The following is a 17,405-nucleotide window of genomic DNA, read 5'->3' as shown; positions in this document are numbered from 1 at the left end:
CTACTTCTTGATCCACACCGTCGAGTTCGCGGCGAGAGTGTCCTTCGCATCGGGGGCCGAAGCGAAAACAACCTCGGCGCCCTCGGGAAGAGGTGCGTCCTTGTCGGTCGTGTTGACGAGAACCGTGATCGGCCCCGACGTGAGCGAAAGGATGCCCTCGCCGAGGGAATCGTTGATCGTGACGTCGGTGCCCTTACCCAGCTCGAGCTCGCGGCGAAGGCGCAGAGCGGTACGGTACATCTCGAGAGTCGAGTTCTCTTCGCCAGCTTGCTGGTCGGGAGCGAGCTCGCCGAAGATCTCGGGCTGGGGGAGCCACGCCTTACCGGCGGGGGAGAAACCGTACGCGGGAGCGCTCTTCTCCCACGGGAGCGGAACGCGGCAGCCGTCGCGACCGGGAACACCGGCACGCTTGTGAGCTGGATCCTCGCGGAGCTCATCGGGAATATCGGCAACCTCGGGAAGACCGAACTCTTCGCCTTGGTAGAGATACGCCGAGCCGGGAAGGGCGAGCATGAGCGCAGTTGCCGCGCGAGCGCGACGCACGCCGAGCTCGAAGTCGGGCTTTTCTTCGCGTGAGAGCCCCTCGCCGAACTTGTATCCGTGATCGAAGCCGTAGCGAGTCGCGTGGCGAATCGTGTCGTGGTTCGAGAGCACCCAGGTCGTGGGGGCGCCAACCTCGTTCGCGAACGTGAGGGGCTCCATGATCGCCGACGTGAGGGTCTCGACGCTCCACCCGGCCTGCAGGAAGCCGAAGTTGAAGATCTGGTGCATCTCGTCGGGGCGCACGTACAGATGCTGGCGGTTCTTTGGAACCCATGCCTCGGCAACCATCATGCGATCGCCATCGTACTCGTTCATGATCGCGCGCCACTCGCGGTAGATTTCGTGTACGCCGTCCTGGTCGAAGTACACGGGGATATCCTCGTCGTCGCCCGTGTCGAGCATCGCGGTCTCCGTGACCTCGGGGGCATCGGGAAGGCCCTCGGGCTTGACCATGCCGTGTGCGACATCGACGCGGAAACCGTCGGCTCCACGGTCCATCCAGAAGCGCAGGACACCCTCGAAAAGCTCGTGAACCTTGGGGTTTTCCCAGTTCCAATCCGGCTGGGAGGTGTCAAAGATGTGGAGGTACCACTGGCCTGGGGTGCCGTCGGCTTCCGTTACGCGCGTCCACGCGCTTCCGTGGAAGATCGATTGCCAGTTGTTCGGCGGGAGCTCGCCGTTTTCGCCCTTGCCGTCGCGGAAAATGTACATGTCACGCTCGGGGGAGCCGGGCTTTGCGGCGAGCGCCTTTTGGAAGAGCTCGTGCTGGTCGCTCGAGTGGTTCGGGACGATGTCGACGATCACTTTGATGCCGAGCTCATGGGCGCGGGCGATGAGGTCATCAGCGTCGGCGAGCGTCCCGAAACGCGGGTCAACATCCGTGTAGTCGGAGACATCGTAGCCGGCGTCTTTCTGCGGCGAAGTGTAGAACGGGGAAAGCCATAGCGCATCCACGCCGAGGTTCTTGAGGTGCTCGAGCTTCGCGGTGATGCCGGGCAGATCGCCCATGCCGTCGCCGTTTGCGTCAGCGAACGAGCGCGGATACACCTGATATACAACGGCGTCGCGCCACCATTCGTTGGCCATGTAGAGGTCCTCCTTGGTTTTGTGGTGAGTGCCCTATTTTTGTGGGCGGGAACAATCTGGAGCGGCTTACAGCACGTGGGTATCTGCATCCGTGTAGGGCCGCATGGGAGTGATCACGAAGCCCGCTCGCTCGGCTCTCAGGGTCATGATCAGGTCCGACGGTTGGCCACCGCTTGTTGCATCTGCGGTCTCCACGATAACGCCGGGGGAGTGGGTGACGTCGCTGCTCTCTAATGCAGGGACGGCGAGCACGAGCGAAGCAGGAAGTGAGAATGCCTCGTGCGCGGCTCGAGCGAGGTGCACGAGAACCGGTGCTTCGCTATCGGTGCGCATGAAGGTGAGGGAGTCTTCACCTGCGTGCAGCCAGCGAAGCCCCCCTGACTGGAGCGCGCGTAGTGAGTTGCGGGCTTTGAATACACGAGCCGTGAGCGTCCACCAGGCCTTGGCCTCTTCGGAAAGCGTGCCGCTCTCGATCGCAGTCCAGGGCATGGGCGTGCGCGAATGCTCGCCGTTGTTGCCTTCGAGGGCGAGCTCGTCGCCAGCGAAGAGCGTGGGAACGCCAGGAAGGCCCACGAGGGCGCCGAGTGCGGCAGCATGGCGATCGGGATCGCCAAACACGGTACGGCTGCGGGCCGTATCGTGCGAACACAGCTGGTTCTGTGAATGGAGGCGCGCCTCGTAGGTGAGCTGCGCGTTGTACTCACGAAGGCTCGCGAGCACTGCGCGCGTGGGAAGTTTCGGAACGCCAATGGGGAGGCCGAGCCAGTTCACGGCAGAGTCCTCGGGGCTCAGCCATGCCCACAGCGGCTTCGTGAAGCCCGAGTAATTCATCGCGCCGTCCCAGCCGTTGCCGGGAAGATCGGGCGAGGCGTCGTGGAAGTGCTCGGCTACGAGCCACGTTTCCTCGCGCATGGTCTCGCGGATCTCGCGGGCGATCTCGTGCGTGAGTTCTTGAGCCCCGTGGCGACCGGTCATATTCGCGACGTCGATGCGCCAACCGTCCACGTTGAACGGCGGTGCGAGGTAGCGACTTACGGTCGACTCTTCGCCCAGGTACATGCGCTCACGAAGCGCGGCACTGTCGTAGTTGAGCTTCGGGAGCGAATCAATGCCGAGCCAGCCGTCGTAGCGATCCGGGTGCTCCGTGAAGAAATAGAAGCCGGCTTCAACGCTGCTTGCATCGGCCTGCGCGCGCATGAACCACTCGTGCTTGCTGCCCGTGTGGTTCGTCGTGAGGTCCATGACGATCTTGATGCCGCGTGCGTGAGCGGCCTCGGTGAGGGAAATGAGCGCGCCGTCGCCGCCGAGAAGCGGGTCGATGTGTTCAAAGGTTGAGGCATCGTAGCGATGCGCCGAGCCAGCCGGGAAGATGGGGCACATGTACACGACGCTCACGCCGAGATCCGTGAGGTAGTCGAGCTTTTCCTCGAGACCGAGTAGGTCGCCGCCGTAAACCTGGCGGCCGTTGATCTCGCCGTTCTCCTCGCACGGTTCCTCCCACGACATGGGTATTGCCCATGCGGGAAGGTCGCTTCTGTGAAGCTCGCCGCTTGACGCCGAGCGCGCGAAACGATCCGGGAACACTTGATATACGATCGCGCTCTCGAGCCACTGAGGAGCCTTTGTCCCGTGTGCAAGATACGTGAAGTCGTGTGAATCGGAGACATCGTGATCGGCGACTCCCGCGGCCGTGAGCCACTCGTACACTCGCCGATTCCCCTCCCGTCCAGAAATGAGGAAGCGGTATCGGGTTACCGGATTGCGCGCGAGAAGCTCGGCCTCGAACCAGTGTCCGGCGCCGTCGGAAACTTTCCGCGTGCACGGAACGAACCGGGGCTCCCCGTCCACGACTTGGCGCAGAACTACCGTCGGATCCTCCACCGAATCCGGAACCCACACGCGAAGCGGGACGAGCGCACCGAGTCCCGCTGCGCGGGAGGGGATCCCCACGCGCGAGCTGTCGTGAAAAGGCTCGCGCGCGAGTAGTGAATCCGAAGGCTCGAAAGAGTGGGGCAAGAAGAGATCAGCCTTTCACAGCGCCGGCGGTCGATCCGCCCACGATGTACTTCTGGAGGAACTGATACAGGGCGATGACCGGGATCATGGTCATCACAGCGCCGGCCGCGAAGATGCCGAGGTTGTTCGAGCGGTCGCCCTGAAGCATGCCGTAAAGACCAACGGCGAGGGTCTTCTTGCTGTCGTCGGTGAGGAAGATTGAGCCGAGAAGGAAGTCGCTCATGACGCCCACAAGTGACAGAACAAAAGTCGTGGCGAGAATCGGTGTGAGGGTCGGCACGAGGATGCGCCAGAACACCTGCCAGTGGCTCGCACCATCGATAATTGCGGCCTCGTCGAGCTCCCGGGGCACGGTGTCAAAGAAGCCCTTGATGAGCCACACCTGGCCGAGCGATCCGCCGAGCATCACAATGATGTAGCCCGGGAGTGAGTTGAGGCCGAGGAACGGGATGGCCTGTCCAAGATCCGCGATCATCGTGTATACCGCGATCATGGAGAGAATCGCGGGGAACATCATGACGAGCAGAAGCGCGAGAAGCCCGCCGCGGCGCCCCTTGAAGCGCATGCGACTGAAGGCGTAGCTCGCAAGAAGCGACAAGAAAATCTGCGTGAACGACACGGCCGCGCACACGATCACCGTGTTGAGAGCCCAGCGCAGGAAGTTCCCGCGCGCGCCGCTCAGGAGGGTCTCGAAGTGCACGAAGCTGAATTGCGTAGGGATGACCGAAGTCGAACTCACGGTGCCGAGCGGATTAAGCGATGCAGAAATGACGTACAGGATCGGTATCGCCGCGAACACCATCGCGCCGATGCCCACGAGGTGACGCCAACCAACTTCGAGGAACCAGCGGCCGAACGGCATCTTGTTGGTGCGCTGGAAACTTTCGGGATTCTTCTTAGCCATTGTTTTCTCCTACCCCGTGCACCCTAGTTGATGTCCTCGAGCGCCCGCGTCGCGCGGAACTGCAGCGCGGCGAGGAGACCCGTGATGAAGAACAGTGCGACCGAAACGGCAGAGGCGAAGCCGAAGTCGGCTCCCGAGCCGCCGAATGCGAGGCGGTAAATCATCGAAATGAGAATGTCGGTACCGCCCGCGACATAGTTATCGCCGGTAAACGGACCGCCGCTCGTAAGCAGCTGGATCGCGTTGAAGTTATTGAAATTGAACGCGAAGGAGGACACGAGAAGGGGAGCCACCGCGACGAGAAGAAGTGGGGCGATCACCCGAACCGTTGTCTGGAATCGACTCGCGCCGTCAATACGCGCTGCCTCTTTAACGTCCTCGGGAATCGACTGGAGCGCTCCCGTGCAAATGATGAACATGTAGGGAAAGCCCATCCACAGGTTCGTGAGCAGCACCGCGACCTTTGCCATCGTGGGGTCGCCGAGCCAGTTGATATCAAGGTGAAGCAGGTTGTTGATGAGGCCGAAGTCTTTGTTGTAGAAGTTCGACCAGATGAGCAGCGAAATGAAGCCCGGGACAGCGTAGGGGAGAAGCAGGAACGAGCGGTACAGGCGCTTGCCCTTGAGGCGGTCATCGTTGAGGACGAGCGCGAGGAAGAGACCGAGAATGAACGTGGTCGCGACGCTTAGGAAGGCGAAAGCAAGGGTCCACAAGAACACTGAGAGGAACTGCGCACCGATCTTGCTATCCGTAAACAAGCGGGCGTAGTTGTCGAATCCGATGCCCTGGAGCCAGCCCTGCGAGAGAGCCTGGCCAGTCTTATCGCTCACGAACTTTTCGCTGCTGCCGACCTTCTTGATCGACCAGGTCTCACCTGTTTCGGTGTTCTTGATCGTGTCGGAGGCCTCGTCATAGCGCATGACCTTTGTGCCCTCGAACGCCAACTGTGGCGTGAGCAGGCGGATCGCCTCGGTATCGCTCTTCTCGACAGCGATCTCAGTAACTTTCTTGCCCGCTTTGTTGATCTCGTCGTTGGTCAGCATGGTGACGTTAGCGCCGGCCTCGACCACACGATTGTTCTCAACCTTGACCTCGGAAGGATCGACCTTCTCGAGAGGAGTCTCCGCACCACCTTTGAAAATATCGCCCGTCTCGGGATCCACGAGGTACAGCTCGAAGGGGCCGTCGGTCGCCGTGCCGGTCGTGGCGACGGACGCGTTGAAACGTGTCGATCCCTCGACTTCCTTGACCGAGTTACCAGTGATAGCTGCGATCGCCTGTTCTTTCGTACCGCGCGTGCCATCACCGTAGTTCGTGAAGGAGTAATTCACGGTGAGGAGGATGGGCGTAATGAGGAAGACGAGGAGGAAGAACGTTCCCGGGAAGATGTATTTCGCAGGGATGAAGCGTTTCGTCGAGTAGATGACGAAAATCGCGATCGTGACGATGATGGTGATCGCGAGCCACATCCACAGCTTGAGGCCGATGAGTACAGGCACGAGCCAGCACGCGGTTGCGAGAACCGCGCCGAGGAAAACAATTTTCAGGATGAGAGGCAAAAGCGAAGTGGAGCGTTCCTTGAACGCGGGCGCTTCCGTTGAGGTCATTGGCGTGGACTCTTCCTAGAGGGGCGAAAAGAGGCGACATGCGCGCGGGCGAAGCGCTAGGCCGTTGCCGAGCGCCCCACCCGCACGCGTGAGAATCACAGGAGGTTTACCGCAGTGATCAGATCTGTGACTTGATCTGCTCGCCCGCGGACTCCATGGCGCCCTTGGGATCGGCACCCTTGACGATGTTCGCCTGAGCGATACCGAGCGGCTGCCACACGGCGGCCATCGCGGGGATCGCGGGCATCGGGAGCGCCTTCGCCGCAAGCTCAGCGTTCTTGATCATGTCGGGGTGTTCGCCAGCGAGCTTTTCCTGGAGCTCCTTGTTGACCGGGGGGAGCGGGTTGATCGGGAACATCTCCTCGATCACGGTTGGATCTTCCGCGATCGACTGGAGGAAGGTCTGGGCGTTGACCGCATTCTTGCCGTTGGCGGCAACGAAGAAGAGGTTGACGCCTGCGAACGGCTCGGCGGGGTTCATGCCCTCGAAACCCGGGATCGCACTCATCGTGTAGTCCATGCCGGCCTTTTGAATGTCGGCGAGAGCCCACGGGCCCGAGATGAGGTAGGCAGCCTTGCCATCGGTGAAGCGAGCGATCGAGTTTTCGCCCGTGATCGAGGTCTTGAGAACGCCCTGTTCGCCAAGTTCCTTGAGCTTCTCTCCCGCGGCGATCGAGCCTTCCTTGCCCACACCGATGTCGGAGGGGTCGGCATCGCCTTCGGCAGTCTTTCCGAAGAGGTAGCCGCCACCAGAGGTGTAGAGAGGCTCCATGTGGTAAGCGTCGCCCTCTTCGCCGATCGGGAGCGAGAGAATATCTTCTGCGCCTGAGGCCTTGCCTGCCTCGACGAGTTCCTCGATGGTCTTCGGCTCGGGCACGTCGGTGAGGGCGTTGTTCGAGTAGAGCACGAGGGTTTCGACGGCGTAGGGGAGACCGTACACCTGACCCTCGTAAGTCGCAGCCTTCATGCCGACTTCGTCGATGGCCTCGGTGGCCTTCGAGGTGAGCTGCACAGGGGTGATGGCCGAGTTCTGGACGAGGTTACCGATCCAGTCGTGAGCCGCGAGGATCATGTCGGGGCCGTTGCCCGCTTGGTTCGCCGTGATGAAGTTTGCTTGGGGATCGGTCGCAACGATCTGGACGGCAACGGTCATGCCGTTCTTTTCGCCCCACTTCTTTGCGGCGTCCTTGAGGGAGTTTGCCTTCTTTTCGTCAGTCCAGATAACGAGGTCGGCGTCCGCTCGCTCGGGGGCTTCGGCACCGCCGCCTTCGCCGCCATCCGAGGCGCCCGAGGATCCGGAGCTTGCTTTGTCGCCACCGCAGGCGGCAAGGGCGGTAGCGCCGATGGTTGCTGCGCTCGCAGCGAGGAAAGTCTTGCGGCGAATCTTCACCGTGTTCTCCTTTGAAAATGGTGGACCCGCGAAGGTGCGGGGCGACGGGGAAATGTCGTGGCATCACAGTAGCGCGAAAGTGAAATCTGTGCAAAAATAACGGAAATATCGCAAGAAACTTGCGATGCAACTTTTCGTGTGCGTGGAATCAGTGAGATGGCGTTGGTGCCCGGTACGCGCATGACTTCTAGGCCCGGAGGGACCCATGGCAAAGGTGCGGCTCATCGATATTGCGCGTAAGACGCACGTGAGTGAAGCCACGGTATCGCGTGTTCTTGCAGGGAAGCCCGGCGTCAATGCTGCAACTCGCGACAAGGTTCTTGCGGCAGCGCGCTCGCTCGGAAGAACCGATGACGTCCTCGACGATGCCGCCCCTCTCATCGGGCTCGTGGTTCCCAATATCGAGAACCCCATTTTTTCGCTTTTCCTCGAACGCCTTGAGGCCGAGGCACGTGCCGCAAATCTTGAGACCCTCGTGAGCATCAACACCCGTAGTGAAGAGCAAGAGGCCGCGTCGATGCAGCGACTAGCTCGCGCCGGCGCGCGCGGCATCGTGATCGTCTCGGGGCAGCATGCCCACGATGAAACGAGCATCGAGCACTACCTCGCATGCGTCGACAATGGCGTGAAGCTATGCCTCGTGAATGGTGTGCGTCCCGGCCTCGACGCGAGCTTTATTAGTACCGATGATTCGAAAGCGGTGGTGCTCGCTCTTGAGCACTTGCGGCACCTCGGGCACGAGCGCGTGGGCCTCGCGGTGGGTGATGAGCACACGTGGCCCGTGCGCGGAAAAGTTTCCGCGTTCGAGCAGCATTGGTCACACGAATATGGCTGCGTCGCCTATACAGATTTTTCTTTAGCGGGCGGCTACCAAGCTGCTCTCGAGCTGTACGACCAGGGCTGCACGGCGATGGTGTGCGGCAGTGACCAGATGGCGCTTGGTGCGATTTCTGCAATTCGCGATCTTGGCCTTCGCGTTCCTCGCGACATGTCGGTCGTGGGGTACGACGGGATCCCACTCGGTGCCAACCACACCCCAGCGCTCACGACAGTTCGTCAGCCCGTACCCATGATCGCGAGAGCTGCAGTCCGCAGCGTGAGCAGCGCTGCGGGGGAGTCGAGGCAGGCTCCACGGGCCGTTTTCGTGGTTCCCCCCGAGCTCGTGGTCCGCCAAACCACCTCGCCGCCAGCGAACGCGATAGGCTTAAAAGCGTGAACACCACCGAACCTGCCCCCACGACCCATATCGCCGATATCCCTAATAAAACCTACGAGGCCGCGCTCAAGCGCAACGCCCAGGTTGAGGAGCAGCTCGCGAAGGACCCTTCGGTTTTCCGCATGCTCACGGGGGATCGCCCAACTGGCGCCCTTCACATCGGCCACTACTTCGGCACCCTAAAAAACAGAGTGCGCTTGCAGCAGCAGGGGGTCGAGACCTGGATTCTCGTCGCCGACTACCAGGTCATCACCGACCGTGATGTTTCGGGCGACATCAAAGGCTCGGTGCGCGAGCTTCTCACCGACTACCTTGCGGCCGGTATTGATCCCGAGCGTGCGACGATCTTCGCGCACTCGGGCGTGCCCGAGCTCAATCAGCTCATGCTTCCCTTCCTTTCGCTCGTCACGCAGCCCGAGCTCGAGCGCAACCCCACGGTGAAGTCGGAGATGCAGGCTGCGGGCAAGACCGCGATGGGGGGCTTGCTCCTCACCTACCCTGTCCACCAGGCCGCCGACATCCTCTTCTGTCACGGCAACCTCGTTCCCGTCGGCAAGGATCAGCTTCCGCACATCGAGCAAACCCGGCTTATCGCGCGCCGCTTCAACGACCGCTTCGCGGGTGGCGAGAAGTACTTCCCGGAGCCGGACGCGCTCCTGTCGAAGGCCGCCGTGATCCTCGGCCTCGATGGTGACAAAATGTCGAAGTCGCGTGGCAATTCGGTCATGCTCAAGATGACCGCGGCGGAGACCGCGAAGAAGATTAAGAAAGCGAAGACGGACTCGGAGCGCCTCATTACCTTTGATCCCGAAAATCGCCCGGAGGTTTCGAATTTGCTGACGATTACGGCCGAGTGCACGGGCCGCACGCCCGAGGACATCGCCGAAGAAATCGGCGATAAGGGGGCGGGTACGCTCAAGGTGATGTGCGCCGACGCCCTCAACGCCCACCTCGAACCCGTACGTGCACGCCGCGCCGAGCTTGAGGCAAACCCCGACTACCTCTTCGAGGTGCTGCGCGCGGGAACCGAACGCGCACGGGAAAAGGCGGTGCAGACCCTCGATGAGGTTCGCGACCGCATGGGTATGCGCTACTGAGTGTGCCCGTGAGCAATCGCCAGTTCGAACTTCGCCCGCATCATGAGCGGGTCGTGGCCCTGACCGGCGCCGGCCTCAGTGCCGCAGCGGGCCTTGCGACGTTCCGCGGGCCAGGCGGCATTTGGGATGAGAACCCGGATCTCGAAGCGGCTATGGACGTTGATCGTCTCCCGGAGAACCTGCCGCTGCTGTGGCGCGTGTGGGGGAGCGTATTCGAAAAGGCACTCATCGCTGGCCCCACTCCCGGCCACCGGGCGCTTGCTGCGCTCGAGGCGAAGATTCTCACCCAAAACGTTGACGGGCTGCACCAGTTTGCCGGCTCACATGACGTGGACGAACTGCACGGAAGCGCGGCGCAAGCCGTCTGCCTGAATCACGAATGTCAGTGGCGGGCGTACCTCGCGGTGCATCTTGATGAATCACGCGATCCGTCCGATCCGGCCCACTATGGAATCCCGCACAAGTGTCCCGCGTGCGGAGCCCCCACGCGACCAGACATCGTTCTCTTTGGCGAGATGCTCCCGACTGGCGTGCTTGAACATTCGGAGAATGCGACGCGCAATTGCGATGTGTTCCTCGCCGTTGGGACCTCCAACACCGTCGCCCCGGCAGCGTTGCTAGCGCCGCTCGCGCGCGCGTGCGGTGCGGTGACAGTGTGCATTGATCCGTATGCGGACTCTGCTCGCCTCGCGGGGGTGTTCGACTATGTCGTGCGCGAGGACGCGCACACGGTGCTCACGCGATGGGCTGATCGCAGGCTGCGCGAGAAACGAAATCCTTTCCTTGATCCGTTCTAAAGTGCGGGTCGAGTCCTGCTAGCCAACTGAGGCTTGGTGCTCGCTCGGAGCTTCGCGAAGTGGGTATTCCATGAGGAGCTGCTGGCTCCCAAATTCTTCGAGACCACGGCGCACATCGAAGCCGATCTTCTTGAGCTGCTCAACCGAGCGTTTATTCGACGCCTGGACTACGGCGATCATGACCGGTTCTTCGAGGTTGTCTTGTGCAAATTCAATGATGCGTGTGACGGCTTCGCGCGCGTAACCGTGCCCAACGAACTCGGGAAGAAGGGCGTAGCTGATTTCCAACTCATCGCGGTCGTAGCTGAGGTTGGCAATGCCGAGCATGTGATCGGTTGCGCCGTGGGCGATGATCCATGCCCCCCACGTGTTGCCAAGCGGTGAAAGCTCGAGGGCTTGACGCGAGCCAAAGTTCACCGCCCCGCCGAGATAGCGGCTCACCGAAGGGTCAGTCATGAGCCGCACGTAATCTTCCCGATCCGCCTCTCCGGGTTCCCGGATATGAAGTCGTTCGGTGCGCAGCCGAACCGGCCAATAGGGTTCTTGTTCGCGTCTCACGGCTACTAGTTTAACTGTGACGCCTGAGACATTTCGAGGGGCCTCCACGATGCGAGTCATCTTGAGTTTCAGTCGCGTTCATGTCACTGCAACCTGAACATCCCCGCGCCGATGCGGGAACCACAGCGCGAATGTCGCGCAAGAAAGGGCAGGAAACCCGATGGCCGAGCTCATCAATAGCCCGCTGTTTGCCGTCCACGAGCGCGAAGGCGCCTCGTTTACCGATTTCGCCGGCTGGAATATGCCGGTGCGCTACACCTCAGACCTTGCCGAGCACGCCGCTGTTCGTGAGCGCGCAGGCCAGTTCGACCTCTCGCACATGGGCGAGGTGTTCTTCACGGGGCCCGAAGCTGGCGAGGCGCTTGACTATGCGCTCGCGGGGAAGGTCAGCACCCTCGAGGTTGGACGCGCGAAGTATTCGCTTCTTCTGAATGACGAGGGCGGCATCATTGACGACTTGATCGTCTACCGCCTCGCGGACGATCGTTTTCTCACGGTTCCGAACGCCGGCAACCGGCTGGTCGATGCGAAGACTCTCGCTGAGCGTGCCGAGCGTTTTGATGTCGAGGTTGCCGACAGGAGTGAGGAGATTGCTCTCGTTGCTGTTCAAGGCCCGAAATCGGCCGTGATCGTGCGTGCTTTCGCCGAACGCGAGGGAGTCGACGTTGATCTCGACGCGCTCGACGCGCTCAAGTACTACCGCGTGCTCGCGGGCACATTCGACGGTGAGGAAATTCTGTTCGCTCGCACCGGTTATACGGGTGAGGATGGCTTCGAGATTTACGTCCCGAATGCCCTCGGCGTGAAGACGTGGGACGCCATAGCCGAGATCGGTGGCGAGGACATCCAGCCGTGTGGCCTTGCATGCCGTGACACGCTTCGTCTCGAGGCGGGCATGCCGCTTTACGGGCACGAACTGAGCCTTGACATCGTCCCTGCCCAGGCAGGTCTCGGTCGCGTGGTCGCCTTCAAATCGAAGGGCGAGTTTGTGGGCCGCGAGGCGCTTGAGGGGAAGGACTTTTCGGATCGGCGAGTTCTCGTGGGTCTCAAGGCCGACGGTCGCCGCGCCGGCCGCGCGGGCTACGCTCTGCGCGATGAGAATGGCGAGGAAGTGGGCGAGCTGACCTCGGGTGCGCTCTCACCAACACTTGGTTACCCGATCGCTCTTGCCTACGTCGAGCCGCGACTCGCGAGCGAAGGTCAGGAGCTCTCGATTGACGTGCGCGGCAAGGCGCTCCCGGCCACCGTCGTCCCCCTCCCGTTTTACTCCCGCGCCAAGTAGCGCATGAGGCCGCCTACCAGGAGGCGGACCTTAGGATTTTCACGAAGATCTACTTCACACACTCTGAAAGGAACAAAGATGTCTGACCTGAAGTACAGCAAGGACCACGAATGGGTGCGCGATGAGGGCGATGGCACCGCAACGATCGGCGTGACCGATTTTGCAGCCGATCAGCTCGGCGACGTCGTGTACGTTGATCTCCCTTCCGTGGGCGAAGAGGTTGAGGCCGGTACAGAGATGGGCGAAATCGAGTCGACCAAGTCGGTCTCGGATCTTTTCGCGCCGATCTCCGGCGAAGTTACGGAGGTTAACGAGGACGTCGTCGAGAGCCCCGAAAAGGTGAATGAGGATCCCTTCGGCGAGGCATGGCTCATTAGGATCAAGGTCACCGATACGCCCGACGATCTTCTCTCGGCTGAGGAATATGCCGAGCTGACCAGCAAGTAAATATTTGAGGAGTTTCCCGTTCATGTCTGAACACCACAGCAGCGTCGCTGTCGACAACTCGGCGATCGAGGGCCTTCACTCGTTTGTTCGTCGTCACGTTGGCACGACGAGCGACGCACAGAAGACCATGCTCGAGGCGCTCGGCCTCGACTCGCTTGGAGCGCTCCTCGAGAAGGCCGTGCCTGGCACGATCCTTCTCGACGAGGGCCTGGATTCACTGCTTCCCGAAGGCGTGAGCGAAGCCGAGGCCCTCGAAGAGCTTCGCGCACTCGCAAAGAAGAACACCGTAAAGCGTTCGCTCATTGGCCACGGCTACTACGGCACATACACGCCGTCGGTCATCCAGCGAAACATCCTCGAGAATCCCGCCTGGTACACAGCCTACACGCCCTACCAGCCCGAGATCTCGCAGGGCCGGCTTGAGGCGCTGCTCAACTACCAGACCATGATCGGGGACCTCACTGGCCTCGAAATCGCAAACTCGTCGATGCTTGACGAGGCCACCGCTGCCGCCGAGGCGATGCTTCTTTCGCGTCGCGCGGCTCGCGGCAACAAGTCGAACGTGTTCCTCGTGGACACCGACGTTCTCCCCACGACCCGCGCCGTTCTCGGCGGGCGTGCCGAGGCGGTCGGGATCGAGCTCAAGGACGTCGACTTCGCAAACGACGGCGCCCCCGAGGGCGAGTACTTCGGTGCGCTCGTGCAATACCCGGGGGCTTCGGGTCGCGTGTGGGATCCGCGCGAGGTGATTGCAACGATCAAGGCCAACAAAGCCAAGGCTGTCGTCGCTGCGGATCTGCTCGCACTCACGCTTCTCGCCTCTCCGGGTGAGCTTGGTGCAGATGTCGCCGTGGGCAACTCGCAGCGCTTCGGCGTTCCCCTCGGTTTCGGGGGCCCGCATGCGGGCTACATGGCTGTGACGAAGGGCCTCGAGCGCCAGATTCCTGGCCGACTCGTGGGAATCTCGCTCGATGCGGAGGGTAATCCTGCCTACCGCCTCGCTCTTCAGACTCGTGAGCAGCACATTCGCCGCGAGAAAGCGACCAGTAACATCTGCACGGCGCAGGTGCTCCTTGCGGTCATGGCCTCGATGTATGCCGTGTACCACGGTCCGGATGGCCTCAAGCACATTGCGAGCGAGGTTGCGGGCCGCACGGCGTCGCTTGCCGCGTGGCTGACCTCGAATGGATTCCAGCTGAAGCACGAGACGTTCTTCGACACGATCGAAGTGAGCGCCAATGGCAAGGCCGAGGCAATCGCCGAGGCATTCGACGAGCGCGGTATCCTCGTCGCGCAACCCGATGACGACACGATCCACGTGAGTCTCGATGAGACCGTGACGCCGCGCGCGCTCCGCGAGATCGCCGAGGTTTTCGCGCAGTTCGCACCTTCGCACGTTGGCGATGTCACGCTCGAAGAATGGGCTGCACCCGGCGAAACCTGGGGTGACCTCGCCCGCACCTCGGCCTATCTTGAGGCCCCCGTGTTCAACTCGTTCCGTTCCGAGACTGCGATGATGCGCTACCTGCGCCGCCTTGCGGACAAGGACTACGCGCTCGATCGCGGCATGATCCCGCTCGGCTCGTGCACCATGAAGCTCAATGCCGCGACGGAAATGGCCGCGGTCACGTGGCCCGAGTTCAACGCGATCCACCCCGCGGCTCCCGCGAGCGATGTCGAAGGCTACGTCGAACTCATCACGCAGCTCGAGACTTGGCTCGCCGACGTCACGGGCTACGACACCGTTTCGCTCCAGCCGAACGCTGGCTCGCAGGGCGAGTATGCGGGTCTCCTCGCGATTCGCGCCTACCACGCGAGCCGTGGCGAATCCGCGCGAACCGTGTGCCTCGTGCCAAGCTCCGCGCACGGCACAAACGCTGCGTCGGCCGTTCTCGCAGGCCTGCGCGTCGTGGTCGTCGCGAGCGATGCCAACGGCAACGTGGACCTCGACGACCTCAAGCAGAAGATCAAGGATCACGCGGATGAACTCGCGTGCATCATGATTACATATCCGTCAACGCACGGCGTGTACGAGTCCGAGGTTCGCACCATCACCCAGCTCGTGCACGACGCGGGCGGCCAGGTCTACGTTGATGGCGCGAACCTCAACGCGCTCCTCGAAGTGGCGAAGCCAGGCGAATTTGGCGGCGACGTCTCGCACCTGAACCTGCACAAGACGTTCTGTATTCCGCACGGTGGTGGCGGGCCAGGCGTCGGACCAGTCGCGGCGAAAGCCCACCTTGCGCCGTTCCTGCCGGGCCACCCGGACATGCAAAACCCCGAGCACCCCGTCATTGGTGGCGCGGATCGCACCCACGGTGGTGCCCCAGTGTCGCAAGCGCCGTACGGTTCCCCGTCAATCCTCCCGATTCCGTGGACCTACATTCGCCTCATGGGCGCAAAGGGCCTGCGTCACGCGACCGCCTCGGCCGTGCTCGCGGCGAACTACATGGCGAAGAGGCTCAGCGAAAAGTTCGAGATCCTCTACCGCGGAGAAAACGGGCTCGTCGCCCACGAGTGCATCGTGGATCTGCGCCCCTTCACCGATCGCACGGGAATCACGGTCGACGATGTCGCCAAGCGCCTCATCGACTACGGTTTCCACGCGCCGACCATGAGCTTCCCCGTTGCGGGAACCCTCATGATCGAGCCGACCGAGTCGGAGGACCTGTGGGAGATTGAGCGCTTCATCCTCGCGATGCACCGCATTGCCGATGAGGCCGAGAAGGTTGTTTCGGGCGAATGGCCGAAGGATGACAACCCGCTCGTCAACGCCCCGCACACGGCGTACTCCGTAGCGCGCGAGGAGTGGGATCACCCCTACTCGCGCGATGAGGCGGTGTACCCGGGCGTCAATGCCGCGAGCGAGGCGGGTTACGCCCCGGAGTTCCACATGACGCAGCAGATGCAGTATCAGGCGAAATACTGGCCGCCTGTGAGGCGTATCGATCAGGCGTACGGCGACCGCAACCTCGTGTGCTCGTGCCAGCCGCTTGACGCCTACGACCAGGGCTAGCAGCGATTCGTGAGAGTGGGGCGTTCCTTCGGGATCGCCCCACTTTCGCGTGGGGGGAGTCCGCAAAATGAACGATCGTGAACGGAAGTTGGGCGAGGTCCTCGAACTTCCGTACATTGATGGTCATGACAGAGATACTCACCACACACGCGGGCTCGCTCCCGCGCACCCAGGAACTGATCGACGCGAACTACAACCGGGAGCTCGAGGCCGACGGCTTCACCCCCAAGAAGTCGCCTGAGTTTGAACGCGTCCTCGCTGAGGCGGTCGACGGCGTCGTCGCTCGCCAGAAGGAGATCGGCATTGCCGTGCCGGGCGATGGCGAATACGGCAAGGCGATGGGATCGGCCATCAACTATGGCTCGTGGTGGTCGTACATCTACGATCGCACCGAGGGCCTTGAACTTACGGGAACCGACTTCTTCAATGCGAAGCCCCAGCGCAGCGAGCCCGGCAATATCGTGCTCACGAGTTTCGAGGATCGCCGCGACCGCAGCCTTTTCCCTGGAGCGTATGCCGACCCCGTGACGGGCGTTCCCACGACCAATGACAAGCCAGAAACCTTCATCGTCCCCGCAGCCACGGGCCCCGTGGCGTTCTCGGAGCTCGGAAAGGAGCTGTGCGCGAACGACATTACAAACTTCTCGCATGCCCTCGAGAAGTCGGGCTATGAGCGGGGCTATCTCTCGACCCTCTCGCCGGGTTCGGGCGCGCGTATTCACGACGAGCACTACGGCGACCCGGATGCCTTCCTCGATGCGTGGGTCGAGGTGATGCGTCCCGAGTACAAGGCGATCACCGACTCGGGCATCCAGATCCAGATTGATGACCCCTCACTCGCCGAGAACTTTGACCAGATCAACCCTGAGCCGAGCGTCGAGGACTACCTCGCGTTCACGAAGAAGCGCGTCGAGGCGATCAACCGCGCGATCGATGGCATTCCCCGCGAACTCGTGCGCCTGCACACGTGCTGGGGTTCGTGGCACGGCCCGCACGTTACGGACTTCGAGTTCAAGTACCTCGCCGAGCTCATGCTTGAGGTCAACGCGAAGTACTACTCGTTCGAGGCGGCCAACGTGCGCCACGAACACGAGTGGGTCGTGTGGAAGGATGTCACGCTGCCCGAGGATCGCGTGATTGTGCCGGGTATCGTGTCGCACTCGACGAACGTCGTCGAGCACCCCGAGCTCGTTGCCCAGCGCATTGAGCGATTCGCCGACATTGTGGGGCCCGAGCGCGTAATCGCCTCGACCGACTGCGGTCTTGGTGGTCGTATCCACCCGGAGATCGCGTGGGCGAAGCTCGAGAGCCTCGTTGAGGGCGCGGGCATTGCCTCGGCAAAGTACTGAGGATAGTGGCGAGCTCTGTTCAATAGAAGCGGGGGCGTGACGCGTAGCGTTCACGCCCCCGTCACATTTTTGACACGTGTCTTTCCCATGGCCGTTG

Annotated in this window: 13 protein-coding genes; 7 read left to right on the top strand and 6 right to left on the bottom strand. The window is 62.0% G+C overall.

Annotation, left to right across the window (positions count from 1 at the left end; all coding sequences use genetic code 11):
* The 5 genes from M3B90_RS07785 to M3B90_RS07765 all read right to left on the bottom strand — a co-directional run bounded on the left by M3B90_RS07785 (position 1) and on the right by M3B90_RS07765 (position 7,546).
* Positions 1-1,629, bottom strand: coding sequence for a glycoside hydrolase family 13 protein (locus M3B90_RS07785; protein ID WP_259889608.1), 1,629 nt, complete (start codon positions 1,627-1,629; stop codon positions 1-3).
* A gap of 66 nt (positions 1,630-1,695) precedes the next feature.
* Positions 1,696-3,645, bottom strand: coding sequence for a glycoside hydrolase family 13 protein (locus tag M3B90_RS07780; protein ID WP_259889605.1), 1,950 nt, complete (start codon positions 3,643-3,645; stop codon positions 1,696-1,698).
* A gap of 7 nt (positions 3,646-3,652) precedes the next feature.
* Positions 3,653-4,549: a sugar ABC transporter permease gene (locus M3B90_RS07775; RefSeq protein ID WP_259889602.1), complete on the bottom strand. Its 897-nt coding sequence runs from the start codon at positions 4,547-4,549 to the stop codon at positions 3,653-3,655.
* A 23-nt stretch (positions 4,550-4,572) separates the two neighbouring features.
* On the bottom strand, positions 4,573-6,156 hold the full coding sequence (locus tag M3B90_RS07770; protein WP_259889600.1) for an ABC transporter permease subunit: 1,584 nt from the start codon (positions 6,154-6,156) through the stop codon (positions 4,573-4,575).
* Positions 6,157-6,274: 118 nt separating this feature from the next.
* Complete coding sequence (locus M3B90_RS07765) at positions 6,275-7,546, bottom strand: extracellular solute-binding protein (RefSeq protein WP_259889599.1); 1,272 nt, start codon at positions 7,544-7,546, stop codon at positions 6,275-6,277.
* 205 nt (positions 7,547-7,751) lie between these two features.
* On the opposite strand from M3B90_RS07765, the gene M3B90_RS07760 reads away from it, so the two are divergent.
* The 3 genes from M3B90_RS07760 to M3B90_RS07750 are packed head-to-tail and all read left to right on the top strand — an operon-like array spanning position 7,752 to position 10,656.
* Entirely contained in the window at positions 7,752-8,762 is a 1,011-nt protein-coding gene (locus tag M3B90_RS07760; protein WP_259889597.1) for a LacI family DNA-binding transcriptional regulator, read from the top strand.
* Positions 8,759-9,859, top strand: a complete 1,101-nt coding sequence (trpS, locus tag M3B90_RS07755) for a tryptophan--tRNA ligase (protein WP_259889596.1) — start codon at positions 8,759-8,761, stop codon at positions 9,857-9,859. The genes M3B90_RS07760 and trpS overlap by 4 nt, the downstream gene beginning before the upstream one ends.
* 8 nt (positions 9,860-9,867) lie before the next feature.
* Complete coding sequence (locus tag M3B90_RS07750) at positions 9,868-10,656, top strand: Sir2 family NAD-dependent protein deacetylase (RefSeq protein ID WP_259889595.1); 789 nt, start codon at positions 9,868-9,870, stop codon at positions 10,654-10,656.
* Between the two features lie 18 nt (positions 10,657-10,674).
* On the opposite strand, the gene M3B90_RS07745 is transcribed toward M3B90_RS07750, so the two are convergent.
* On the bottom strand, positions 10,675-11,214 hold the full coding sequence (locus M3B90_RS07745) for a GNAT family N-acetyltransferase (protein ID WP_259889594.1): 540 nt from the start codon (positions 11,212-11,214) through the stop codon (positions 10,675-10,677).
* 160 nt (positions 11,215-11,374) lie between these two features.
* Here M3B90_RS07745 and gcvT point away from each other — a divergent pair, with 160 nt between their 5' ends.
* From gcvT to M3B90_RS07725, 4 genes are all read left to right on the top strand, one after another.
* The gene (gcvT, locus tag M3B90_RS07740) at positions 11,375-12,496 is read left to right on the top strand and encodes a glycine cleavage system aminomethyltransferase GcvT (protein ID WP_259889593.1); all 1,122 of its coding nucleotides are present in this window, start codon (positions 11,375-11,377) and stop codon (positions 12,494-12,496) included.
* 78 nt (positions 12,497-12,574) lie between these two features.
* Positions 12,575-12,943, top strand: a complete 369-nt coding sequence (gcvH, locus tag M3B90_RS07735) for a glycine cleavage system protein GcvH (RefSeq protein WP_259889592.1) — start codon at positions 12,575-12,577, stop codon at positions 12,941-12,943.
* A gap of 22 nt (positions 12,944-12,965) precedes the next feature.
* Positions 12,966-15,959 carry an aminomethyl-transferring glycine dehydrogenase gene (gcvP, locus tag M3B90_RS07730; protein WP_259889591.1) on the top strand — a complete coding sequence of 998 codons (2,994 nt, stop codon included), beginning with the start codon at positions 12,966-12,968 and terminating at the stop codon, positions 15,957-15,959.
* 125 nt (positions 15,960-16,084) lie between these two features.
* Positions 16,085-17,308 (top strand): cobalamin-independent methionine synthase II family protein, encoded by a 1,224-nt coding sequence (locus M3B90_RS07725; protein WP_259889590.1) that lies wholly within the window; start codon positions 16,085-16,087, stop codon positions 17,306-17,308.
* Positions 17,309-17,405 lie beyond the last annotated feature (97 nt).

The organism is Dermabacter sp. p3-SID358 (assembly GCF_025147465.1).
Taxonomy (GTDB): Bacteria; Actinomycetota; Actinomycetes; order Actinomycetales; family Dermabacteraceae; genus Dermabacter.
This window is presented reverse-complemented; position numbering and strand designations above follow the sequence as displayed.